Raw genomic sequence first — 22,644 nt, forward strand, 5'->3', positions numbered from 1 at the left:
AGGGATACGGTGCCTTCCGTTGCGTTGATCGACACGCAGGTGCACCCGCTCGCGGACGCTTTCTATCGCCGCTGCCCGAACGAGGCGATAGGCGCCACCGAGACGATGCACGTCGACAGCAGCGTGCTCCTCCCCGGCATGACGCTGGAGTCGCTCCTCACGAGCATGGCGACGCTCGCAGGCGGCGGCGGCGCGCTCGTCGTGCAGCACGGCACGCCGGAGGGGCTCAGCATGCCGCTCGTCCCCGGGGCGCAGCCGCTCGTGCCAGCGCGCGATCGCCAGCGCGCGCAGTTTGTGCTCGCCGACGCGCGATCGATGGGCGTCCTCGCCGACGCGCCGGGCACCAGCGCGCTGGCGCCCCTGCCGGACGCGGAGGCGGCCCCCCTGCTGAACCTCAGCGCGGCGCAGGTCGCGTCGCTGCGCGCGCTGATGCGGCGGGTCCAGGGCCTCCGGCTCGCGCACGTGGCGCTGCGCGCGTGCAACATCGGGCGGAACTCCACCAACATGGACGCGATCAAGCGCTTCTTCGGCGCGCAGCGGTTGAGCGCGCCGGATCAGCCCGACTCGCACGGCGCGGGCAACGTCGGCTCGCCGACGACCAGCGCGGGCGCGTGGGCGAGCTGGCGAAGGGCGCACCCCCACCGCCACGAGTACACCGACCCCGCGCTCGGCGGCACGTTCGCGGTGAGCCCGCACCGTCAGCACGTGGCCATCGCCATGATGGCCGATAGCTGGACGGTCGCGGAGCGCTGGGTCGGAGCGCACCTGCCGGCCGGCGCCTGGCAGGGCCAGGGGAGCACGTTCATCTGGCACGCGCTCTGGTGGGGACTGCCGCCGACCTTCTCGGGCGAGCCCGCGTACCGGACGCACATCATCACCGTGTAATCGGCGGAGGAACTCGACGATGCCCCAAGCCCTCTCGCTGACGCTCCAAGGCCCCGGGCTCGACGGCGCGGTCGTCCTCTCGGCGCGCGTCGTCGAGGCGCTCTCCCAGCCCACGCGCGCGAGCGTCGACCTCGTGGCGCCGGCCGACATCGACTGGGACGCGCAGATGGCCGCGCCCGTCTCGCTCGCGGTCTCCATCGACGGCGCCGCCGCCCGACACTTCCACCTGGTCGTCACGGGCGCGCGCGTCGAGGACATGGAGGGCGAGGATCGATGCCGCGTCGCCGTCGAGCTCGCGCACGAGCTGGCGCTCCTGGCCCTGCGCGCCGACGTGCGGATGTTCCAGGAGAAGAACGCGCAGGAGATCATCGCCGCGGTGCTCGACGGCGCCGGCATACCGGCCGATCACGTGAGCTTCTCGCTCCAGCGCAAGCCGTTCCAGCGGACCTATTGCGTTCAGTATCGAGAGACGGATCTCGCGTTCGTGTCCCGCCTCGCCGAGCACGAGGGCGTCTTCTATGTCATCCAGGACAACGACGGATCGACGCACGTCACGTTCGCGGACGCGCAGAGCGCGTTCGAGCCGATCACGGGCGAATCGAGCGTGCGCTTCGTCTCCTCCGACGCGCGGGGGCTCGGGGTCTTCGATTTCGAGCTCGAGACGCGCGCGGTGCCGGCCAAGGCGACGGTCTGCGATTACAACTTCGACACGCCGATGGTCGATCTCACCGTGAGCGACGGCGCGGGCGGGCACGGCGATCACTTCGAGTACTTCACCGGGCACCGCACGCCCGCGGAGGGCCAGATCCTCGCGAAGATCCGCAGCGAGGAGATCCAGGCCGGCGAGACGGTGGGCACCGGCGCGTCGAATCACCTCGCGTTCCGCGCGGGCGCGTGGTTCGAGCTCGAGGAGACGGCGCTGCCTGCGCTCTCGACGAGATACCTCATCACCGCCGTGGAGCACCGGATCGAGGTGCACGGCGGAGGGTCCTCCTACACCAACGAGATCACCGTGATCCCCTGGGATCGGCCGTTCCGGCCGGCCCGCACGGCGCCGCCGCCGCGCATCTCCGGCGTCCACTCCGCGGTGGTGACGGGCCCCTCGGGCGCCGAGATCCACACGGAGGAGCTCGGCCGGATGAAGGGCAAGTTCTTCTGGGATCGCGCAGGCAAGGACGACGACACGAGCTCGTGCTGGATGCGCGTCGGCCAGCTCCCCATCGGCGGATCGATGGCGCTCGCGCGCATGGGGTGGGAGATGGCCATCGCCTACGTCGGCGGCGACCCTGATCGCCCCGTGGCGGTCGCGCGTCTGTACAACGCGGAGAGGGTCTCTCCGTACGGTTACCCCGCGGCGAAGACGCGGATGGCGATCCAGACACCGTCGAGCCCCGCGAGCGGCAAATCCAACGAATTTCGCATGGAGGACGGCGGGGGCGGGATGGAGCTCTTCATCAACGCCTCGAAGGACTACGACGGACAGACCAACAACAACAAGGCCGAGACCATCGGCGTCGACGAGAAGCTCCAGGTGGGCTCTGACAGCGAGGTCGCCATCGGCGGGAAAGAGACGGTCTCGATCGGCGCAAACGAGTCGACGACCGTGGGCGCGGCGGCGAGCGTGGCGATCACGACCGATCGCACCAAGAGCGTGGGCGGCTCGGAGACGGTGAGCATCGGAAGCGGGCTCGAGATGAACATCGGCGGCTCGGACTCCGAGACCACCGGCGGGAGCCACACGACGCTCGCCGCGCTCGGCGTCAGCCGGAGCTCGTCGAGCTCACACAGCCTGACCGTCGGCGGATCGATGGTCTCCGCCGCAGGCGCAGGCGTCGGCGTGGCGATCGCCGGCGCCAAGTCGGAGACGATCGGTGGGGTCAAGCTCGCCGTCTCCGGCGCGACGGTGAGCGAGTCGGTGGTGGGCGCGCTGGCGGCGACGGTCGGCGGCGTGCTGGTGCAAGCGGCCGGCGGCAACCGCGAGGGGGCCACCAAGGGGGCCGCCGCCGTGACGGTGGGCGGCGTGCTCTGCGCCAACGCGGGGAGCAAGGTGTCGATCGCTGCGCCCAAGGTGGCCATTCGGGTCCTGGGCGTCGCCAACTTCCTCGGAGGCGGCGGCATTCTCAACCTGACGCCGGCGTCGGCCTCGTTCGTGGGTCTGGTGACGCTCGACGCGTCGGGCAAGGTCACCATCTCGGGCAATCCGAACCTCGTGGGGTGAGCGATGAGCATCATCGAGCTGACGGCTGCGGGAGAGGCGTTCGAGCTGCACCACGTGCAGGGCCGGGCCGCGCTGAGCGAGCTGTTCTCGTTCACCGCGCGCGCCTCGAAGATCGAAGGGCCGGCCGCGCGCGATCTGCTCGGCAGCCCCTTCACGCTCACGCTCCGCGACGGGTTCGATCAGGCGCTCTCGATCCATGGCCTCGTCACGGCGGTCGCGCGCACGCCGGCCACGCGCGGCGCGATCTACGAGCTCACCCTCTCGCCGGAGGTCGCCCCGCTCACCGTGGGTCGAGACTGCCGCCTCTTCCAGGAGATGACCGTCGTCGACGTGCTGAAACAGGTGCTCGACGAGGCGGGCGTCCCCGCGAGCGCCGTGCGGTGGTCGACGCAGCAGGGCTACACCGTTCGGCCGTTCTGGGTTCAATACCGCGAGTCCGACTGGGCCTTCATCGAGCGGCTCCTGGCCGAAGAGGGCATCTATTATGGGTTCGAGTTTTCCAGCGACGCGACGGTGCTTGTCTTCTCCGACACCTCGACGACCTCCGCGCCGATCGAGGGAGAGGCCCGCGTGCCGTACCGAGCAGGGCATGGCCTGAACACCACGGCCGACTCGGTCACGAGGGTCCACAGGGCGTCGGTCCTCACGTCGAGCGCCGTGCGCCTGCGCGACCACAACTTCGACAAGCCGCGGCTCCTCCTCGACGAGCGCGCCGGCGACGGCGCTCTGGAGATCTACGATTTCCCCGGCCGCTTCCGGGCGCCTCGGGACGGCCAGCGGCGCGCGCAGGCTGAGCTCGAGGCCCAGCGCGCGCGCCGATCGCAGCTCCGCGGCTACACCGAGACGACCCGCTTCCGTCCGGGCCTCGTCTTCGAGCTCGCCGAGCACCCGATCGCGGCGCTCAACGGCGACTACCTCCTCGACTCGATCACCCTCACCGCGGGGGAGACGCAGAACCCGCTCATCGCGTGGTCGGCGATCCCCAAGGCCACCCCGTTCCGCACGCCGCGCGTGCGGCACGCGATCCAGACGCCCGGCGGCCCGCAGACCGGCGTCGTGGTCGGCGCCCCCGGCGAGGAGATCCACCCGGACGCGGCCGGCCGCGTGCGCGTCCAGCTCCACTGGGATCGCCGCGGAGAGCGCGATGACAAGGCGTCGACCTGGATGCGCGTCGGGCAGTTCGCCACCGGCGGATCGATGGTCCTCCCGCGCATCGGCTGGGACGTGCTCGTGCACCACCACGAGGGCGATATCGACGATCCCTTCGTGCTCACCCACCTCTACGACGGCCAGCACCCCGTGCCCTATGCGCTGCCCGCGAACAAGACGCGCACCGCGTGGCAGACGGCCACCACGCCCGGCGGGGGCTCGACCAACGAGATCCGCTTCGAGGACAAGAAGGGCTCCGAGGAGATCTTCATCAATGCCTCGAAGGACATGAACGTCGTCATCGGCGACAACAAGCAGGAGAAGGTCGGGGTCAACCACACGCACGACGTGGGCTCGAACCTCGAGACCAAGGTCGGCGGCAAGCTCAAGGCCTCTGTCTCATCCAGCCAGAGCGTCACCATCGGCGCCTCCGAGACGCTCAACGTATCGGCCGATCGCGTGGTCACCGTGGGCGGCTCGGAGTCGGCGTCGATCGGCGGCTCCCGTTCGGTCACGGTGAGCTCCGGCGCCAAGCTCGAGGCCAAGGGCGGGCGCACGCTCACGGTCGGCGGCTCGATGCTCTCTGCGTCGGGGCTCGGGGTCTCCCGCGCGGCGCTGGGCTCGATGAGCGTGACCGTCGGCGGGAGCTGGATCACCGCCGCGGCCACGGGCCTCGGGAACATGACGGGCGGCGCGGCGGCCGAGACGGTGGGCGGCGCCAAGATCCATGTCGGCGCCTCGGGCTGCGAGACCAGCGTGAAGGGCGCGCTCGCCGAGACGGTGGGCGGAGCGTACGTGATCGCGACGGGCGGCAACGCGAGCGAGCAGGCGACCGGCGCGCTGGCGATCACGGTGGGCGGCGCCTTCCTCGCCAATGCGCCGTCGATCGAGATCGAGGCCGACTCGGAGATCTCCATCCGATGCGGCGCCGCGTCGATCACGATCACCGGCAGCAGCGTGGAGGTGAAGGCGCCCTCGCTCGCGAGCCCCGGCGCGATGATCACCAAGCAGGCGTCGCAGATTCACCACAACTGAGGATCCCATGACGACCGAGAGCACCGCCGTGTACCAGCTCGTCTTCGCCGCGGACGGCATCGAGCCAGGCGCCGTCCTGGTGACAGCCGTCACGTGCTCCGAGGGGATATCGCGACTCTATTCCATCGACGTCGATCTCGAGGCGCCGATCGCCGATTTCGACCCGCGCCCGCTGGTGTGGAAGAGCGCCGCGGTCCTCGTCGGCGACACAGCGAGCGGCGCAGTGGTGCGCCGGTACCTCGGCGTGGTCACGCGCGTCCGCCTCCGCGCCGGCCACCCCGACGAAGGCACGAGGTTCTCGCTGACAATCGAGCCGACGCTCGCGGTCCTCGGCTTCAGCACCGATCACCGCATCTTCCAGGAGAAGACGACACGCGAGATCGTCCAGGCGCTCCTCGACGAGGCGGGCCTCGACGCGGCGACCCTCTCGTTCCGCCTCTCCGGCTCGTACCCGACACGCGAGGTGTGCACGCAGTTCGGCGAGACGAACCTCGCGTTCGCGTCGCGCATCCTGGAAGAGGACGGCATCTTCTACTTCTTCGAGCACACCGAGGAGGGGACGAAGCTCGTCTTCGGCGACAGCGCGTCGGCATATGCGGCCACGTCGCCGGACCACGAGATCCCCTTCCGCCCGCAGAGCGGTCTCGCGTCGCGCCAGGCGATCCTGCGCCTGACGGAGCGCGAGCGCCTGCGGCCCGTCAAGGTGACGCTCCGCGATCACGACTTCAAGCGCCCCGCGCTCGATCTCGAGGCCACCGCGCAGGGCAGCGCGCCGCTCGATCGCGAGCATTACGACTACCCCGGCCGCTACGTCGATCCCGCGGAGGGGCAGCGGCGCGCGCGGCTCCGCGTCGAGGCCATGGATACCGACGCGTCGCGCGTCACCGGCGAGAGCAACGTCTTCTCCCTGACCCCGGGGCACACGTTCGCGCTGACGGAGGCGCCCGACGCGGGCCTCGAGCGCGAGTGGGTGGTGGTCGAGGTCACGCACCGCTGGCTGACGCAGGGCACAGCCGTGAGCTTCTCCAACCGATTCGAGGCGCTCCCGAGCGCCACCGCCTATCGCCCGCTCCCGCGGACGCCGCGGGCCGTGGTGCGCGGCGTGCAGCTCGCCCGGGTCATGGGCCCGAGCGGCGAGGAGATCCACTGCGACGAGTTCGGCCGCATCAAGGTGCACTTCTTCTGGGATCGGCGCAGCTCGCGCGACGACAAGAGCTCGGCCTGGGTCCGCGTGGGCCAGATGCACACCAGCGGATCCGTGGCCATCCCCCGCGTCGGCTGGGAGGTGCTCGTCGAGTTCGAGGACGGCGATCCCGACCGCCCGATCGTTGTGGGGCGCGTGTACAACCGCACCTTGCAGCCGCCCTACACGCTGCCCAAGGAGAAGACAACATCATCGCTCAAATCGCGATCATCGCCGGGGGGCGGCGGCCATAACGAGATCCGCATGGACGACAGCGGCGGCGGCGAGCATTTCCACATGCACGCGCAGAAGGATCTCAACCTCGCCGTCGCCAACAACAAGACCGAGAAGGTGGCCACGAAGGCCATTCACAGCGTCGGCGTGGATCACGCGCTCACGGTGGGCGCCAACGAAACGCTGAAGGTCGACGCCGATCACGGGCTCACCGTCGGGACGTCCCAGACGTGGTCGGTCGGCGGCTCGCGGTCCAAGACCATCGGCGGCGGTGAGTCGGTGACCGTCACCAGCGCGCGCTCGCTGTCCATCGGAGGCAGCCACACCACGATGACGCCGATGGTGGTCGCCCACAGCACGCCGGCCGCGCTCTCCGAGACCGTCGGCGGCAGCTGCGTCGAGGCGGCGGGGCTCGGCGTCTCCATGGCCGCCGCCGGGGTCGCGTCGATCACGGTGGGCGGCTCGAAGATCGAGGCTGTCGCGACCGGCAAGACCGACGTCACGGTCGGCGCCCGCGCCTCGACGGTGGGCGGAGCGTTCATCTCGGCGAGCCCCGCGGACGTGGCGGTGAAGGTCGGCGGCGTCAAGGCGACCACGGTGGGCGGCGCCTGGGCCGCAAACGCCGCCAGCGAGATCGTGCTGTCGAGCAAGTCGAGCCTGTCGATCAACGTGGGCGGCGCCGTGGCGATGAACGCGGCGAGCATCGCGATGAAGGTGGGCGGATCGAGCGTCACCCTCTCGGCCGGTCAGGTGGTGATCAAGGCGAGCCAGATCAAGCTCACCGCCACCGGGCCGCAGGCCGAGCTGGCGCCGATGGTCGAGGACGCCTGACGCACCTCAGGCGAGGATCTTCTTCTCTATCACCCGCACGTGCTCGATCATCTCGAGCTTCGGCGGCAGCGGGATCGCGGCGCGCCAGGTGAGCTCGACGCGCATGGCGTCGGCGTCGATCAAGATCGTATCGAGGGTTGTGCGGTGATCCTGCACGCGCCCCCGGATCGAGCTCGAGAACCCCGGGGCGAAGCGCGGGAGCTGGAAGCGCCAGGCGCCCTCCGGCGTGGCCCCCAGGATCTCGCACGGCTCGTCGCCGCGCAGCGGCACCCGAGACCACTGCTCCGGCGGCACGCAGACGTTGAAGCGGGGATCGAAGTCGTCGGGCAAGAGCGGCATCTTGGTCTCCATCCACGCCGCGTCGTACGTGCCCGCATACGACGCCCGCGGCTGCCAGTGGCGGTGGATCGGCCCGAAGCTCCAGGGCACGCAATCGCGGCTGCCGATCGGGTGCTCGGGGTGCTCGAGCTGCGCCGCGGGCCGCCCCACGAGCGCATCGGGATCGCGGGCGACGCCGCGCCCCACGTAGTTGCGCGGCTCCCCCACCGGGTGCTCGGGATCGGAGAGATCCATCCCTCCCCAGGCGAGCTCGTAGCAAAGCGGAATGGGCTCGCTGACGGGGCGTGCCGGACCGGGGGACACGCCGCCGAACGTCCCCGCCTTCCACACGCGAAGGCCATGTGCTCGCACCGTCTTCGCAATGGCCCCGAAGCGCAGCGTGACATCGACGTGTGTGGCCTTGCCGCGCAGCGGAGGATGCGCGTGGCCGAGCAGGATCACGTCGGTGCCGGGCTTTGCGTCGAAGATCTGCGACGGCCGCCGGATGCTGGATTTCGCGGCGTCTTCGCCGTTGTAGGTGTCGACGAGATCCACCTCGGCGGCGCCCTCGTCGACGAGCTCGACCCGGCCTGTCGGGCCGGCGGCGAAGGTGACCTTGAGCAGGGTGACGAGGTGCGCGCGTCCGGTCTTGTCCTTGATGGGAACGGCGTAGTGGCGCCCTCGGGTGATGTTCTGCACCTTCATGGCGAGCCCGTCAGAACGGGATATCGTCGTCGGGCGACGCTGGCGGAGGCGGCGGCGGCAGGACACCGCCCTTGCCGAAGCGCTGGAGCCACTCCGAGGTCTCCGCCACGCTCCACGGCGATCCGAAGAGCACAAGGCTCTGCGCGGGCGTCCCGCTCGCGCGCACGGGCCGCACGAGCGCGTCGGCCGCCTGATAGGCCTGCGGGATCTGGAGGCGGTTGACGTCGCCGCGCTCGGGCCGATCGCCGGCGCGGATCAACACCGAGCTGCCCACCGAGCTCACCTGGAGCGGCCCGGCGCTCTCGAGCTTCTGCCCTGCCTCGCGCAGGCGGCCCGCGAGGGCCGGCCCCACGAACGTGAGCCAGTTGACCGACCGGATCGCGTCGAAGAGCTGCACCGTCGAGTTGAGATAATGAGGGACGTCATAGCCCAGGTAGCGCCGGGCGTGGGCGTAGATGGCCTCGTCCTCGACCTGATATCCATACACCTTCCAGGTCGCGTAGGTGAGCCCCGCGGCGGCCCAGCGCAGGCGCAGCTCGCGCGCGATTGCGGTCACGCGCGCGGCGAAATCCTCGTGAGGCCAGGTGTCCGGCACCGTCAAGCGGAGGATCGAGCACGCCGGGATCCGAACCTCGGCCTCGCTGCCGCCGAAGGTGGCCCAGAAACCGTAGCCGTACGGAGAAGCGTGGCTCCGCTCGGCCCCGCCGCAGCACCGCAGCGAATAGCCGTCGCGGCCGAAGTCGAAGCTGAGCGCTGCCGCTCTCTCCTCTGGATCGGCCGGCAGCTCCAGCGTCCGGCAATAGCCGGAGATGTAATCGAGATCGGCCCTCCGGAACGGTGGAATCCCCCCGACGAAGGGGGCATCCGTGAAGGTGAGCCGCTCGCCGAACCAGTCGTGGACGAGGTCGTTCACCCGATCGAGGCGCGCCTCGTCGTCCGGCTCGATGTGCTCGAGGTGAAAGAAGGCCCCGAGCGCGCTGTAGACCTTGGGGATGCCGTCTTTCTCGACGATCGGCGGAGGCGGATCGACCATGGCAGGTTTCCTCATGGGGAGATCGTCGCGAGCGCGATGGGCGCCACGGTGTGGTGGAAGCGCGAGAGCGCGTTGACGAGCCGGGCACGGGCCGGCACGGGCGAGAAGTAGAAATCGCGATAGGCGGCGGAGAACTCGTCCTTGCTCGAACCGCAGCGCGGCATGCAGCGATCGATGTTGCCCGCCTCGTACTCGCCGGTGGCCCAGAGGTAGGAAGAGACGGCATCGAGCCAGCCGAGCGCGACGAGATCGAGCTTTCGCCGCAGCTCGCCGGTGATCTGCGCATCGAGCTGCAAGCGGAACATCGCCCAGCGCCCCCGTTCGACGATGGGGAAACCCGGGTTCGGCCACTCTTCCAGGTAGGCGCCGGGGTTGTCGAGCCAGCGCTTCACGTCGTCCTCGCGCACCGAGAGCGCGGTGTCGTCCAGCGGGAGCGAGCCGGAGATCTCCATCGACGTCACCGCATGTCCCGCCCCGGCGTACCGGAGCTCTTCCACCATCGTGCGCAGAAAGAGCGGATCCACGGCGGCGAGTCGGACCCTCCAGAGATAGTTCGGGCCGTGCAGCTCGGGCGACTCGTCGACGACGATGGCGGCGCCGGCGGTGGGGGGAAAGCGCGAGCCGCCGGCGCTCCCCGCGTTGATCGAGGTGAGCAGCTTGCGCAGGATGAGCTGCGCGTAAGGAAAGCTCGCGACCCCCTGGGTCGTGACCGAGAGGGTGACGATCTGCGGATCGAGGCTCGCCCGGTAGCGAACCCGGAGGCTGGCCTGGGTAAACTCGAGACCATCGAGGATCGGCATGACGTGGAATCCTTCACCAGTGAGGGGGATCGGCCGGCGGATACCCTTCCGGGCAGTCTTTCCCGTTCTTGCAGTTGGCCCCTGGGCAGTTGCAGCCGGCCTCGTGGACCGTGCCGCCTGTCTCTTTGAACTTCTTGTGTTGTGCCTCCTGAAATTCGTCTGTGCTGTCCAGCGGACGCTTGATCTCGAGCCAGGTCTTGCCGTCCTTGGAGAGCCCGTCTGGAAAAGCGGGCTTGTATGGCCCCACCTGGGGTTGCCTGTAAAATGCCTTGAACATGCCATCGCGCATGGAGGTCCAGTTGGGTCCGTTCGCCGGGTTGTAGGCGCCGAGCAAGGCCCCAGCCAGACCGGAGAGGGCATGGCCGGCCGGGACCGACGATGCGCGGAAGATGGCGACGACGTTGGGCGCCGTCTTCGTGCCGATGTCTTTCACGATGAGCGGGACCTCCCTCATCATGTTCTTGAAGATATCTGGGTAGTTCTTCGCCAGATTCTTGAAGTACATGTTGTTGAAGCTCGGCCGGATCTTCTTCCCGTTCGACCACGGCGTGACCTTGGGCTCCGTCCCGCACCACTCGTGCAGCGTCGTGACGAAGGTCTCGCAGAACGGATCCTTGTCGCCGCCCGGGGCGCCGGTCCCCGGACCGTTCGTCACCGTGCCGCTCGATTGGGCCGACATGGCGCGTCAGCCGTTCGATAGCGACGAGTCGAGCGTGCGCGTGACCGCGCCGTTCTCGGCGTAGACGTCGTTCGACGCCATCGTGATCTCGCACATCCCCATGATCTTGTTGCTGACGATCCCGAGCGCGACGCCGGGCTGATCGCCGTTGGAGATGGCTGTCTTGCCCTTCTTCGTCCACATCGGCGTGCCCATCACCAGCGTCTTCGTCGTGTACCCGGGCCCCATGGTCGCGGACACGGCGACGTTCGGGTACGGCAGCGGGACGGGCGACGGGGCCGGCGGCGCAGGTGTCTTGCAGACGTCGTTCGGGCCCTGGCTCACGGCGACGTGCCCCGAGGCGATGCAGGCGACGAGCTTGTGCTGGTTCGCGAGCGGCATGTGAGCCTCCCTAGTTGAGCCGGATCATGCGCCCGATGATCTTGTGCATGCTCGAGGCGCGGGTGGTGATGTTCTCCGCAAGCGTCTCCACATGGCCGTAGGCCCGGAGCACGAGGCTCGCGGCGCCTGTCACGAAGCTGAGCTCGTGATTCGCGTCGATGGTGACGCGCCCCGCCTTGATCCGGAACTCGTCGCCCTCGTCCACGCCGGGCGTCGCCGCGGTCCGCAGCGCGCCGATCACCACCCACCCGGTGTCGTGGGCCTCGACGATCACACGCTCCTCACGGGCGATCGCGGTGCGCAGCACCGAGACGCTCACCGCCGGATCGATCGCCGCCCCCACCACCTCGCCGTCGGCGCGCAGGACGGCCTTTCCCGTGGCTTCGTCGAAGCCCTCGATGCGCACCGCCGCGATCGCCGGCAGCGCCGGCGCTGCCCGCCGCACGGCCCGCGCGTCGCTCGTCGGCGCCCCCTCGTCCGCCGAGGTGTCCGGTTCGAGCCCGATGGAGCCGGCAATCTTCGCGTCCGCGATGGCCATCGCTCACCCCTTCCGACAGCGTGCGAGAATAGCGGACGGGGCCAGCCGTGACCAGACGCTCGCGGCGGTCACATCGTCCGCTTCTTCTGCTCCACCATGGCCTGGAACGACGCACGGAGCGCCACGTCGGAGGCCAGCCGCGCCTCCCATGTGAGCTTGTGCCGAGCGAACGCGGCGGGTGTCAGCTTCGCTCCGGCGAGGAGCACGCCCGCATCGCGCCCGGCCTCGATCCCGGCCACGAGAGCAGCGTACTCTTCCATTGCGAGCGGCGGAGGTGGCGGGAGCGCCGCGCGCGCGGCCGCGCTCGCGTCCTCGAGCTCCTGGCTGAGCGTGAGATCCTGCTGCAAGAGCGAGGTCGCGATCCGGAGCAGCCACGCCTTCTCGATCGAGAGCCAGCGCGCCTCGTCGAGGCCAGCGCGCGCCAGCGCCACCGCGCGCGGCTCGCCGCCCTCGGCGAGCCTCACCGCCAGGGCAGCGTACGTCGCGAGGTCGAACCCCTGGACCGGCGTGCGCGGCACCGGTTCGGCCGGGCTCGGACCGCCGGGGATCTGCGCGAGAGGCGCCTTCTCCGTCATCTCGAGGGCTCGTCTACACACGCCTCGGCACCGCAACAACCCTCTGGACGGCGGCGGCAAGGCGCTACCACGATGCGCGCATGCCGGGCGGATCCGACGGCCCCCACCAGGGCACGACGCAAAAGGGTGCGCCCCACGGGATCACGCTGTTCGATCACGCGCAGATCTCGGCCGAAATCGCCGAAGGAGACCGGCCCCAGGCGTCGATCCTCGCGGCGCGCCAGCTCACCGAGGCGCAATGGAACGAATCGACGATCCACTGGATGACCCGCATCGGCGAGGACGTGCGCGAGAAGGGGGAGAACGCCCGTATCCCGATCGTCTACTCGGACGCGTTCGCCAGGGCGCAGGACGCGCTGAAGCCCGTGCCGCCGTCGGACGCGGCCTCGTGGGCGAAGCTCACCGTCGACATCCAGCTCGCGGGCGGCCCAGCAGCGCCCCTGGCCGCCCGCGGGCTATCGATCGCGGACTACCACCGGCTATCGCGGCGCTGGGCGCGGGTGCTCTCCTCTGACGCGGAGCAATCGCGGGTGTTCTTCGAGGCGTATCAGGCGCTCCAACCGCCTACCGAGGTCGACGGCGATCGGGGGTGACGCGCGCCTGTCGTCATCCCCTGCCCCGCCGCCTCTCTCCCGCCGAGTCGACCCCCTGCGAGCCGTCGTCCGGCGGCGCGGCGTGGTTCGGCTCCGCGCGCCGGAACCAATCGAGCGCCCGCGCGCTCTGAGGGGGATCGTGGCGGCCGATGTTCCTCTTGCGGGGGCGAGCGCCTCCGGCGCGGTCACACCCCGTCGCAGGCGCCTCTCGGGCCGCGCCCTGCTCGCTATTGTCTGGCGCGGTCGAGCCGGGGTTGTTTACCGTGGTCTCACCGAGGGCCCTGCGCCTGCCGCGCGGCGGGCGCGAGCCCCTGGCTCCTGGAGGACCGGACGGCGTGGCGAGCGATGAAGGGAACCGCGGACGCGGAGCCCCGACCCATGGTGATGCGGCCCGCGGACGCGGCCTCCCGGCCCATGCCGATGGGTCCCGCGGGGGCGGCGCTCCGCCTCATGCGGGCGCGGAGCTCGACCGCGCGTCGGCGGCGCCGCTCGAGGCGGGCGAGGCGCAGTTCATCGCGCGGCTCGTCGCGCGTGACGAGAGCGCGTTCAACGAGCTCGTGATCCTGTACGAGCGCCGCGTGTTCGCGCTCGTCTACCGCATGCTCGGCCGGCGTGACGAGGCCGAGGACGTGTCCCAGGAAGTCTTCGTGCAGGTCTTCAAGGCGATCGATCAGTTCCGCGGCGAATCGAAGCTCTCGACGTGGATTTATCGGATCGCCGTGAATCTCTGCAAGAACCGGACGAAGTACCTCTCGCGGCGGCACGCTGGCGCCCAGGACGACGTCGACGCCATGGCCGAGCGGGTGCCGCTGTCCGCGGCCAAGGGCGTGAGCGTCGGCGACGTGAGCCGCCCTGACGAGCTGGTGGAGGGGATGCAGCTCGAGGCGGTCGTGAAGCGCGCCATCGGTCAGCTCGATCCCGAGTTCCGGGAGGCGCTCATCCTTCGCGACGTGGAGGACATGTCTTACGAAGAGATCGCCTCGGTCACGGGTTTACCGGACGGGACGGTGAAGAGCCGGATCCATCGCGCGCGCGGGCAGCTCCGCGCGCTTGTCGAGAAGATGATGGGCGAGAAGGTGAGAGGCGGGAAATGAGCGGAGCGGACGACCCGAAGCGCACGGGGCAAGCCGATGAGCCGGCCGCTTCGGGCGCGGAGAGCGGCAGCCGTCCCTCAGCGCCCCCCGTGGAGCGCCCGCCCGCCGCCGCCCCCCTGAGCGACCTGCCCGAAGACGGCGATCTCCCCGAGGAAGGCGATCTCCCCGAGGAAGGCTCGTTGCCGCTCGTCGACGAGCTCGATCTGCGCGAGCTGGTCCGAGGCGCGATGCGTCCGCCGCCCGCGGCGCCGCCGAACCTTCTCCGCGGCGTGCAGCGCCGGATCCGGATGCGCTCGCGAGGGAAGTTCTACGGCGACGGCTGGAGCACCACGCGTTCGCCGCGCTCGACCTACCTGATGACGAGCCTCTTCATGCTCGCCCTCATCGCCTTCATCTTCCTGGTCCTGATCCCCTGGAGCGGCGGCGCCCTGCCCTGATCACCGCCGCCGAGCGGCGGTCACCCGCACAGGAGACGGGCCCAGATCGGCGTTTTCGGCGCGGAAGCGTGCTCCAGCACGCTGAGCACCGAAAACGTCGAGGTGGGCCCGTATCCGAAGCGGGTGACCGCTGCTCACTGGGTCCAGCGGACGAGGACGCACGTCACGTTGTCGGGGCCGCCGTTCTCGTTGGCGCGCTCGATCATCTTGGCGGTCGCGACCTGGATGTCCTGATGCTCCGTCAGGATCTGCGTCATCTCCAGATCGCTCACCGGCCCGGAGAGCCCGTCGGAGCAGAGGACGTACGTGTCGTTCAGCTGCGGCACCTCGAAGCGGGTGTCGACCTTGACCGTGTCCTTCATCCCGAGCGCGCGCACGATCACGTTCTTGTGCGGGAAGTTCGCGATCTCCTCGGGCGTGAGCCGCTTCATCTTGATGTAGTCGTTGAGGAGCGAGTGGTCCTCGGTGAGCATCTCGAGCCGCCCCTCGCGGAAGCGGTAGACCCGGCTGTCGCCGACGTGGGCGACGTAGACGCCATCGTTCGCCGTGAAGATGCCGACGAACGTCGTCCCCATGCCCCGCTTCTTCGCCTCGCGCTGCGCGGTCTCGTAGATCCGCAGGTTGGCGAGCTTGATCCCCGTGATCAGCCGGTTCTCTTCGTAGCCCTTCGACCGGTCCATCTTGTAGGGCCAGGTCCGCTCCGGATCGTCCTGCGTCTGCGCGAAGAAGTCCTGCATCGCGTCGACAGCCATCTTCGACGCCACCTCGCCCGACGCATGCCCCCCCATCCCATCGGCGACCATGAAGAGGCCGTACTCGACCATGATGCCGAAGTTGTCCTCGTTGTGGTTGCGCTTGCGCCCGACGTTCGTCTCGCCGGCCACTTCGATTCGAAACGTTTGGGACACGGATCACCCGATCGAAGGCCCCGCGCGAGGCGCGGGGTTGAATGAGAACCGCAAGCGCGCCCGTCCGAGCCGCTCGAGCCCGATCCTGGAGGCTCGGTTGACGCAGTGTCAACCGGATCGCGCCCGAGCGCCGAGCTTATAGAATCCGCGCGCGGCCCCGCATCATTTTTTGCCTACTTGCGGTACTCCTCGGTCGCCTTGCCGCTCGAGCTCGGCGGCGGGAGCTCGGCCTCCGGCCGCTTCGCCGCGGCGGCCGACGGATCCGGCGCAGCGCGGAGCACGACCGTGACCTGCCGGTACCTCCCGCGGCTCAGCAAGGTGAGCGGGACCTTCTCGCCGACCGCGTGCGTCCGGATCGCGTCCGAGAGCGCCTCGGGGCTGGTGACGGGCACGCCGTCGACGGCGAGGATCATGTCGCTCTCCGCGCGATCACCGCCCGTCAAGCGGGCCTCGTCCGCAGGGCTCTCGGGGTGCACCACGGTGACCCGGACCCCCTTCGCGACCGGCGCCGCCTCGCTGACGCCCTGGATCCCGAGCCACGCCGCGGGCGGCACGGCCGTCGGCGGCACCGCGCGAAGGAACGCTCTGACCGCGCTGATCGGTACGCCGAACGCGACGGGCGTGCAGGGCTTGCCCTCGTTCGGGGCGCAGCCGCGGCCCAGGATCGCGACCACGCGGCCGTCCTCATCGATGATGGGCGCGCCCAGATCGAGCGGCGAGACGCGCGACCCGAGCTCGATCGCGCGCTCGAGCGGCCGGTCGTCGCCGCCGATCAGCGTCCGGTGCGATCGCAGCACGAGCGCGGTGGCCGCGACCTTGCCGCGCGCCGCCGAGAACGAGCGGATCTGCGCGTCCGGCCGGACCGGATCGCGCGAAGAGGCGGTGAGCCCCTCGGCCCACTTGCCGGTCTGCGGCACGAGCAGCGCGAGGTCCCACACGCGGTCGTGGTGGCCGAGCTTCACCCGCACGGTGGTCCCATCGGCGAGGCGCGCCGTGAGGTCGTTGCCCGCGCCGAGCGGCGAGAGCGCCGTCAGGATGCGCCCGTCGCCGGCGAGCGCCGCGCCGAGGCCGAGGACCTGCCCGCCGCGCTCGATGACGACCACGCCGCGCGCGGCGCGCTCCTCCACCGACGGCTCCGCCTTGTCCTTCTCGGCCGGGCCCCCCTTCGGCTCGGCGGCGGCCGCCCTCTTCTCCTTCCCGCCCGCGCTGACCCGGGTCGGGAGCACCACCCGCTTGCCGGCCGGCGGGGCTTCACCTTCCCCCTGTGCCTGCGCCTCGCCCGGCGCGCCCTGCGCGAGCGCCGCGGGGGCGGCGAGCGCTGCGGCGGCGGACACGGCGGCGGCGAGCGCCAGCGACCGTCTCCATCGCTTCACACACGACCTGTCAACGGGATCGCTCGGCGCCGCACCTCGGGGCGCGGCGGCCTTGGTGACACCAGGCGGGCTTGTCTCGTTCATAAACGCGGCTCCTGAGGCGACAGCCGATTCTGCTGCGGCGGGGATCGCATTGCAAAAGGCAAAGGCCGGACCGCGCTGTACGGTGGGATCGGGCACCGGAGTCCGCCGGGGGCGGGGGGCGAAAAAAATCCGGTCACGAACTCGGGGGACGGGGGCACATGGCCGGCGATGAGGCAGCGATGGCAGCTGGGTTAGCGCTCGTTGGGTCGGAGGGCGACGCGCGGGCCGACGAGGCGCGAGCGATCGAGGGGCTGATCGGGGCAGGCGACTTCCGGGAAGCGCTGTCGCGGTGTGCGAAGGCCTACGCCATGCCGCTGGGCCGGCTGTGCATGGCGTTCACGGGGTCGCAGGCCGAGAGCGAGGAGCTGGTGCAGGAGACGCTGCTCGCGGCGTTCGATGCGTTCCCGCAGTACCGCGCCGAGGGGAGCGTGCGGGCCTGGCTCTTCGGGATCGCGCGGCGCCTCTGCGGGCGGCACACGGAGCTCAGGGCGCGGCGTGAGGCGCGGCTGCGCCTCGTCCACGACACCCGGCCGCGGCCCGACGCGAGCGAGCTCGCGGCGGAGCGCGAGCGGGCCGAGCGCGCCCGCGCCGCGCTGTCGCGGCTCAAGCCGAGCGAGCGCGAGGCGGTGGTGCTGCGCTTCGAGGCGGGCCTCTCCTTCAAGGAGGTGGCCATCGCATGCGGGATCGACGAGGCGGCGGCGCGGAAGCGGGTGAGCCGCGCGCTTTCGCGGCTCAGGGCCGAGCTGGGTGAGGAGTAAGGGCGATGGGCGCGACAGAGACGGGTTCGGTTGGGCTTTGCGGCGAGGTCGAGGAGCAGCTCGCGGAGGTGCTCGACGGGACGGCGCGGCCGGCGCTGTACGAGCACATCGCCGGCTGCGACGCGTGCAGAGACCTCCGCCACGACGCAGCGCGCGCCGCGGAGATCGCCGCGGCGGCCGGCGCGGACTTCCGGCCGGCGGACGGCTTCGCAGACGCGCTGCTCCGGCGGCTCGAGGCGGCGCGCCCCTCGGAGGGCGCAACGAGCGGCGCCGTCCTGAAGGTGGCGGCCGAGGAGCAACACGGCGCCGCAGGTGCGCGATCCAGCGCGACCGAGGGGCGATCCGACATCGCCGAAGCGCGACCGGACACCGCTGAAGCGCGACCGGACATCGCCGAAGGGCGATCCGACACCGCTGACGCCCGATCCGACACCACCGAAGGGCGATCCGACACCGCTGACGCCCGATCCGACATCGCCGAAGGACGATCCGACACCACCGAAGGGCGATCCGATACCGCTGACGCCCGATCCGACACGCCCGAATGGCGTTCCCATACGCCCCGGCCGCGTTCCGACACTTCCGGAGCGCGACCCGGCGCGGCCGAGGCGCGCACGGGCGGACCGCGCTCCACGATCCCGGAGCGAACCGCGCCGGCAGCGCGCCGCATGGCCTTCGGGCGGCGCTCGGCCTTCGCCGCCGCCGCCCTGGCCGCAGCGGCGGCGGTAACGGCCGGGATCGCCCTGCGGCGCGGCGGCGAAACAACGGGGCCGTCCGTCGCCGCCGCCGGGGCGCCGTGGTCCGGCAAGGTCGCCTCGGTGTCGCGCGCTTCGGCCGACAAGTCGGGCGGCCTCGAGGCGTGCGACTCCGCGGGCGCCTGCGCGCCGCTCGCCGCGGGCGCCGCGCTCCCGGAGGGCGCGACCCTGCGCACCGACGCGCGGACGCGCGCCCACCTGTCGCTCGCGGACGGCTCCGCGCTCGCCATCGACCGCGGCTCCCGCGTGTGGATCGCCGGCGACGGCCGCCGCGCACGCGTCGACGAGGGCGCCGTCGTCCTCGACGTCACCCCGACCCCCGGCGCACCGCCCGCGCGCATCGAGGTCCCGCACGGCCAGATCGAGGTGCTCGGGACCAAGCTCGCGATCACCGCGGGCGCCGGGCGCGCCTCGGTCGAGGTGGCCCGCGGCGCCGTGCGCGTCACCGGCGAGCGCGGCGAGCCCGTCGAGGTGCGCGCCGGTGAGGAGGCGACGCTCGCGAAGAGCGCCGCGCCGGAGGTCGCGAGCGCGACGTCGCTCGCCGACACGCTCGAGTGGAGCGACCGCTCCGCCGAGGAGGCCGACGCCCCGGCGCTCCGCGGCCTCGGCGAGCTCAGGGCGCGCAAGCCAGGCGCGACGCAGGAGAAAGAGCGGGCCGTCCGGCTCGCCAGGCACGCCGTCAAGGTGCGGATCGTCGACGTCGTCGCCAGGACGGAGATCGACGAGACCTTCGCCAACGACACCGACGACGAGCTCGAGGGCATCTTCCGGTTCCCGCTTCCGCCGGGCGCGCAGATCGAGCGGCTCGCGCTCGAGGTGGACGGCAAGCTCGTCGAGGGCGCGTTCGTCGATCGCGATCGCGGGGCCGCGATCTGGCGTGGCGTCATCCAGAACGCCGCCCCCAAGGCGCCCAAGCCGCGCGAGGAGATCATCTGGGTCCCCGGCCCGTGGCGCGACCCCGCGCTGCTCGAGTGGCAGCGGGGCGGCCGGTTCGAGCTGCGCATCTTCCCCATCCCGAAGCGCGGCTCGCGGCGCGTCGTGCTCACGTACACGCAGCCCGTCGAGCAGGCCGGCGGCGTCCGGCGCTTCACCTACCCGCTCGCGCACGACCAGAGCGGCACGGCGAACATCGGCGACTTCTCGCTCGACGTTCAGGTGCTCGGCCACGACCGGGAGTTCGGCGTCGCGACGCGCGGCTACGAGCTCGCCGCCGCGCCCGCGGACGGCGCGGCCGATCGCCGCACGCTGGAGGCCCGCGGGTTCACGCCGGCCGGCGACCTCACGGTCGAGTACGCGCTCCCCGATCGCGACCGGCCCGTCACCGCCTGGGCCTACCGGATGCCCCCCGCCCCGGCGCCCGCCCCCACGCCGCCCGCGGCGCCGCGGGTGGACAGCGCGCGGCGCGGCGCGGCCGGCACGAGCGGCACGTCGAAGCGCGACGGCGCGGAGCACGAGGCCTCCCTCGCCGCGGCGCAGGCCATCGCGAGCGACACGTCGCCGTACGTCGCGATCGCGATCCGGCCCCGGCTCCCCCGGTGGCAGGAGTCGACCTCGCGGCGCCACGCGATCGTCGTCGACTCGAGCCGCTCCATGGTCGGCGAGCGGTTCGCCCGCGCGACGCGGCTCGCCTCGTCGCTCGTCCGCGAGATGGACCGGCGCGACGAGGTCGTCGTGCTCGCGTGCGACACCCTCTGCCGCTCGCTCGGCGACGCCGGCCAGGGCGGCGCCGCGCGCCCCATGGCCCCCGGCGCCGCGTCCGCGGGCGAGGTCGAGCGCTTCCTCGGCGGCATCGAGCCCGACGGCGGCAGCGATCTCGCCGCGGCGATGATCGCGGCGCGCGCGGCCGCCGGCCCGCTCGACGGCAAGGAGCTCCGGATCATCTACCTCGGCGACGGCACGCCCTCGGTCGGCCCGACGCGCCCCGCCCACATCGAGGCCGCGGTGCGCGGCGCGGTCCCCGCGGACGGCGCCGCCGCCGTGGTCGCTGTCGCGCTCGGGAGCGACGCGGACACGACGTCGCTCAGGGCGCTCGCGCGGGGCGGCGGCGGGGTGATGGTCCCCTACGTGCCCGGCCAGAAGGTCGCGAGCGCGGCGCAGTCGGTCCTCGGCGCGGCGTACGGCCTCGCGCTGCGCGATCCCGAGATCGAGCTCCCGCCCGGCCTCACCCAGGTCACGCCTGCGCGGCTCGACCCGATCCGCGCCGGCGGCGAGGCGCTCGTCGTGGCCCGGATGAGCTCCGGGGCCGACGTCAACGGCGCGATCCGCCTCCGCGGCCGCGTCTCGGGCGAGCGCTTCGAGCAGACCTACCCCGTCACCATCGTCGCCACGACCGGCGCGGGCAACGCCTTCGTCCCGCGCCTCTACGCCGCGGCGAAGATCGCAGAGCTCGAGGAGACCGGCGGCGACGCGCAGAAGCCCGCCATCATCGAGCTGTCGCGGCGCTTCTCCGTGGCGAGCCGGTTCACCTCGCTGCTCGTCCTGGAGAGCGAGGCGATGTTCAAGGCGTTCGGCCTCGATCGAGACGGCATCACCTCCGCCTTCACGGGCGAGGAGCAGGCCGAGCGCGTGAGCGCGAGCGCCGAGGGAGAGGAGCCCGGCAACGCGGCGGACGAGGGCGCCGAGGAGAAGGGCGACGCGCTCGGGGCGGGCCTTGGCCTGTCGGGGAGCGGCAGGGGCGGCGGCGGCTCCGGCTGGCCGGACGCCGCGCCGGCCGCGAAGGCGGAGTCTCGCATGTCGACCGGCGCCCGCCCGACGTCGCCCGCCAAGCCGAAGCGCCACTTCGAGGAGTCGTTCGATCCGCTCTCGGGCCCGCTCGACACCGTCGACACCGACATGCCGGCGCCCCCGCCGGCGCCGACGGCCGCCGCGCCCGCGGAGCCGAAGCCGGTGCTCCCGCAGGACGCTCGCGCCCGGAGGTCGCGCGATGACGGCGTCGCCGCCGTCCAGGACTGGTCGGGCCCGCCGCCGCGGCGGATGATCCCGATGCGCCGGGTGTTCGATCGCAAGGTGAGCTTCGACGCGACGAACACGCTCGCGCCCGAGAGCGCCGCGAAGACCGCGGCCGCCGAGGCGGCGCTCGCGGCGGCCCCGGACAGCCGCGACAGGACGGTGGGCCTCTACGCGCTCTACGCCACGACCGGCCGCCTCGGCGAGGCCCAGGAGCTGACCGCGCGCTGGAGCGGGCGCGACGCGCTCGATCCCGACGCGCTCATCGCCCGCGCCGACCTCGCGGCGCGGCAGGGCCAGCGCGACCGCGCCGCGCGCATCCTCGGCGGCCTCGCCGACGTGCGCCCCGGCGACCGGGCCACCCAGACGCGGCTCGCCGAGCTCTGGGACGCCGCGGGGCGCCCCGCGTTCGCGTGCCAGCACCGGGTGGCGCTCGCCGACCTCGCGCCCGGCGACGCGAAGCTCGTCGCCGCCGCGATCCGGTGCGCCGGCGAGGGCGGCATGAGCGAGCTCGCGAGCCAGCTCCGCCTCGACGCGACCTCCGCCATCCGCGCGGAGATCGACCGGCGGCTCGCGCAGCCGGACGCGGCGCCGGCCGCCGACCTGCCCGGCGACGTGCGGCTCAGCGCCGAGTGGACCGGCGGCGCCGACCTCGACCTCTCCGTCATCGACGCGCAGGGGCGGCGCGTCTCGTGGATGGGCGCGACCCTCCCGTCGGTGGGTGTGCGCTCGCGCGACGCGACGAGCACGAGAACGGAGTCCGTCGCGCTGCGGAGCCTCCCCAAGGGGAGCTACATCGTCGAGATCGCGCGCGCGTCGGCCGAGGAGGGCGCCTCCAACCCCGGGGCCAGCGCGTCGGGCCCGGTGCGCGGCGAGCTGACCCTGCGCCTCGCGGGAGAGACCCGCAAGGTGCCCTTCACGCTCGAGGGCGCGCGCCTCGAGCTCGGCACGGTGCGCGTCTTCTTCACCTCCCGCCTGGTGCCGGTCGACGGCCTGCCAGCCCGGCCGTTCTGACGAAACGGACGAAACGGACGAAACCGACGGGACCGACGGGACCGACGGGACCGACCTCCGCCCACGCGCGGAGGCTCTCTCTGCGCACCCCTCCCTTCACATGTCCTGAACGACCCTC

General features: G+C 71.8%; 18 protein-coding genes. 9 read left to right on the forward strand and 9 right to left on the reverse strand.

Annotated elements, in window-relative coordinates; translation table 11 throughout:
* Positions 1-9: 9 nt before the first annotated feature.
* Genes WME79_RS43370 through WME79_RS43385 form a run of 4 tightly spaced genes read left to right on the forward strand, consistent with a single transcriptional unit; the run spans position 10 to position 7,535 of the window.
* Positions 10-885 carry a hypothetical protein gene (locus tag WME79_RS43370; protein WP_437527621.1) on the forward strand — a complete coding sequence of 292 codons (876 nt, stop codon included), beginning with the start codon at positions 10-12 and terminating at the stop codon, positions 883-885.
* 19 nt (positions 886-904) lie between these two features.
* On the forward strand, positions 905-3,103 hold the full coding sequence (locus WME79_RS43375) for a type VI secretion system Vgr family protein (protein ID WP_437527624.1): 2,199 nt from the start codon (positions 905-907) through the stop codon (positions 3,101-3,103).
* A gap of 3 nt (positions 3,104-3,106) precedes the next feature.
* The gene (locus tag WME79_RS43380) at positions 3,107-5,287 is read left to right on the forward strand and encodes a type VI secretion system Vgr family protein (RefSeq protein ID WP_437527626.1); all 2,181 of its coding nucleotides are present in this window, start codon (positions 3,107-3,109) and stop codon (positions 5,285-5,287) included.
* A 7-nt stretch (positions 5,288-5,294) separates the two neighbouring features.
* Positions 5,295-7,535: a type VI secretion system Vgr family protein gene (locus tag WME79_RS43385; protein ID WP_437527629.1), complete on the forward strand. Its 2,241-nt coding sequence runs from the start codon at positions 5,295-5,297 to the stop codon at positions 7,533-7,535.
* A gap of 6 nt (positions 7,536-7,541) precedes the next feature.
* Here WME79_RS43385 and WME79_RS43390 read toward each other — a convergent pair whose 3' ends face one another.
* The 7 genes from WME79_RS43390 to WME79_RS43420 all read right to left on the reverse strand — a co-directional run bounded on the left by WME79_RS43390 (position 7,542) and on the right by WME79_RS43420 (position 12,564).
* Positions 7,542-8,558 carry a DUF2169 family type VI secretion system accessory protein gene (locus WME79_RS43390; protein WP_437527632.1) on the reverse strand — a complete coding sequence of 339 codons (1,017 nt, stop codon included), beginning with the start codon at positions 8,556-8,558 and terminating at the stop codon, positions 7,542-7,544.
* A gap of 10 nt (positions 8,559-8,568) precedes the next feature.
* Complete coding sequence (locus WME79_RS43395) at positions 8,569-9,606, reverse strand: type VI immunity family protein (protein ID WP_437527634.1); 1,038 nt, start codon at positions 9,604-9,606, stop codon at positions 8,569-8,571.
* Complete coding sequence (locus WME79_RS43400) at positions 9,603-10,391, reverse strand: hypothetical protein (protein ID WP_437527636.1); 789 nt, start codon at positions 10,389-10,391, stop codon at positions 9,603-9,605. Before WME79_RS43400 ends, WME79_RS43395 begins: the two co-directional genes overlap by 4 nt.
* A gap of 13 nt (positions 10,392-10,404) precedes the next feature.
* Positions 10,405-11,070, reverse strand: coding sequence for a hypothetical protein (locus WME79_RS43405; protein WP_437527639.1), 666 nt, complete (start codon positions 11,068-11,070; stop codon positions 10,405-10,407).
* Positions 11,071-11,076: 6 nt separating this feature from the next.
* Entirely contained in the window at positions 11,077-11,451 is a 375-nt protein-coding gene (locus WME79_RS43410; protein WP_437527642.1) for a PAAR-like domain-containing protein, read from the reverse strand.
* 10 nt (positions 11,452-11,461) lie between these two features.
* The gene (locus WME79_RS43415; RefSeq protein ID WP_437527645.1) at positions 11,462-11,989 is read right to left on the reverse strand and encodes a hypothetical protein; all 528 of its coding nucleotides are present in this window, start codon (positions 11,987-11,989) and stop codon (positions 11,462-11,464) included.
* 68 nt (positions 11,990-12,057) lie between these two features.
* Positions 12,058-12,564 carry a hypothetical protein gene (locus WME79_RS43420; protein ID WP_437527648.1) on the reverse strand — a complete coding sequence of 169 codons (507 nt, stop codon included), beginning with the start codon at positions 12,562-12,564 and terminating at the stop codon, positions 12,058-12,060.
* Positions 12,565-12,644: 80 nt separating this feature from the next.
* Between WME79_RS43420 and WME79_RS43425 the strand changes: the two genes are divergently transcribed.
* From WME79_RS43425 to WME79_RS43435, 3 genes are all read left to right on the forward strand, one after another.
* The gene (locus tag WME79_RS43425; RefSeq protein WP_437527651.1) at positions 12,645-13,157 is read left to right on the forward strand and encodes a hypothetical protein; all 513 of its coding nucleotides are present in this window, start codon (positions 12,645-12,647) and stop codon (positions 13,155-13,157) included.
* 263 nt (positions 13,158-13,420) lie between these two features.
* Positions 13,421-14,251 carry a sigma-70 family RNA polymerase sigma factor gene (locus WME79_RS43430; protein WP_437527654.1) on the forward strand — a complete coding sequence of 277 codons (831 nt, stop codon included), beginning with the start codon at positions 13,421-13,423 and terminating at the stop codon, positions 14,249-14,251.
* Complete coding sequence (locus WME79_RS43435; protein WP_437527657.1) at positions 14,248-14,688, forward strand: hypothetical protein; 441 nt, start codon at positions 14,248-14,250, stop codon at positions 14,686-14,688. The genes WME79_RS43430 and WME79_RS43435 overlap by 4 nt, the downstream gene beginning before the upstream one ends.
* 134 nt (positions 14,689-14,822) lie before the next feature.
* Here WME79_RS43435 and WME79_RS43440 read toward each other — a convergent pair whose 3' ends face one another.
* Both WME79_RS43440 and WME79_RS43445 read right to left on the reverse strand, forming a co-directional pair.
* Positions 14,823-15,596: a Stp1/IreP family PP2C-type Ser/Thr phosphatase gene (locus WME79_RS43440; RefSeq protein WP_012240508.1), complete on the reverse strand. Its 774-nt coding sequence runs from the start codon at positions 15,594-15,596 to the stop codon at positions 14,823-14,825.
* Between the two features lie 173 nt (positions 15,597-15,769).
* Positions 15,770-17,053, reverse strand: a complete 1,284-nt coding sequence (locus WME79_RS43445) for a S1C family serine protease (RefSeq protein WP_437527661.1) — start codon at positions 17,051-17,053, stop codon at positions 15,770-15,772.
* Between the two features lie 179 nt (positions 17,054-17,232).
* Between WME79_RS43445 and WME79_RS43450 the strand changes: the two genes are divergently transcribed.
* Entirely contained in the window at positions 17,233-17,811 is a 579-nt protein-coding gene (locus tag WME79_RS43450) for an RNA polymerase sigma factor (RefSeq protein ID WP_437527665.1), read from the forward strand.
* A 5-nt stretch (positions 17,812-17,816) separates the two neighbouring features.
* Positions 17,817-22,526, forward strand: coding sequence for a VIT domain-containing protein (locus WME79_RS43455; RefSeq protein WP_437527667.1), 4,710 nt, complete (start codon positions 17,817-17,819; stop codon positions 22,524-22,526).
* Positions 22,527-22,644 lie beyond the last annotated feature (118 nt).

The organism is Sorangium sp. So ce726 (assembly GCF_051521405.1).
Classification (GTDB): Bacteria; Myxococcota_A; Polyangia; order Polyangiales; family Polyangiaceae; genus Sorangium.

Coding starts and splice junctions, on each gene's coding strand:
- WME79_RS43425 (WP_437527651.1), top strand. CDS start 12,645: ATGCCGGGCGGATCCGACGGCCCCCACCAGGGCACGACGCAAAAGGGT.
- WME79_RS43445 (WP_437527661.1), bottom strand. CDS start 17,053: ATGAACGAGACAAGCCCGCCTGGTGTCACCAAGGCCGCCGCGCCCCGA.
- WME79_RS43435 (WP_437527657.1), top strand. CDS start 14,248: ATGAGCGGAGCGGACGACCCGAAGCGCACGGGGCAAGCCGATGAGCCG.
- WME79_RS43450 (WP_437527665.1), top strand. CDS start 17,233: ATGGCAGCTGGGTTAGCGCTCGTTGGGTCGGAGGGCGACGCGCGGGCC.
- WME79_RS43455 (WP_437527667.1), top strand. CDS start 17,817: ATGGGCGCGACAGAGACGGGTTCGGTTGGGCTTTGCGGCGAGGTCGAG.
- WME79_RS43385 (WP_437527629.1), top strand. CDS start 5,295: ATGACGACCGAGAGCACCGCCGTGTACCAGCTCGTCTTCGCCGCGGAC.
- WME79_RS43415 (WP_437527645.1), bottom strand. CDS start 11,989: ATGGCCATCGCGGACGCGAAGATTGCCGGCTCCATCGGGCTCGAACCG.
- WME79_RS43420 (WP_437527648.1), bottom strand. CDS start 12,564: ATGACGGAGAAGGCGCCTCTCGCGCAGATCCCCGGCGGTCCGAGCCCG.
- WME79_RS43390 (WP_437527632.1), bottom strand. CDS start 8,558: ATGAAGGTGCAGAACATCACCCGAGGGCGCCACTACGCCGTTCCCATC.
- WME79_RS43375 (WP_437527624.1), top strand. CDS start 905: ATGCCCCAAGCCCTCTCGCTGACGCTCCAAGGCCCCGGGCTCGACGGC.
- WME79_RS43395 (WP_437527634.1), bottom strand. CDS start 9,606: ATGAGGAAACCTGCCATGGTCGATCCGCCTCCGCCGATCGTCGAGAAA.
- WME79_RS43410 (WP_437527642.1), bottom strand. CDS start 11,451: ATGCCGCTCGCGAACCAGCACAAGCTCGTCGCCTGCATCGCCTCGGGG.
- WME79_RS43380 (WP_437527626.1), top strand. CDS start 3,107: ATGAGCATCATCGAGCTGACGGCTGCGGGAGAGGCGTTCGAGCTGCAC.
- WME79_RS43405 (WP_437527639.1), bottom strand. CDS start 11,070: ATGTCGGCCCAATCGAGCGGCACGGTGACGAACGGTCCGGGGACCGGC.
- WME79_RS43400 (WP_437527636.1), bottom strand. CDS start 10,391: ATGCCGATCCTCGATGGTCTCGAGTTTACCCAGGCCAGCCTCCGGGTT.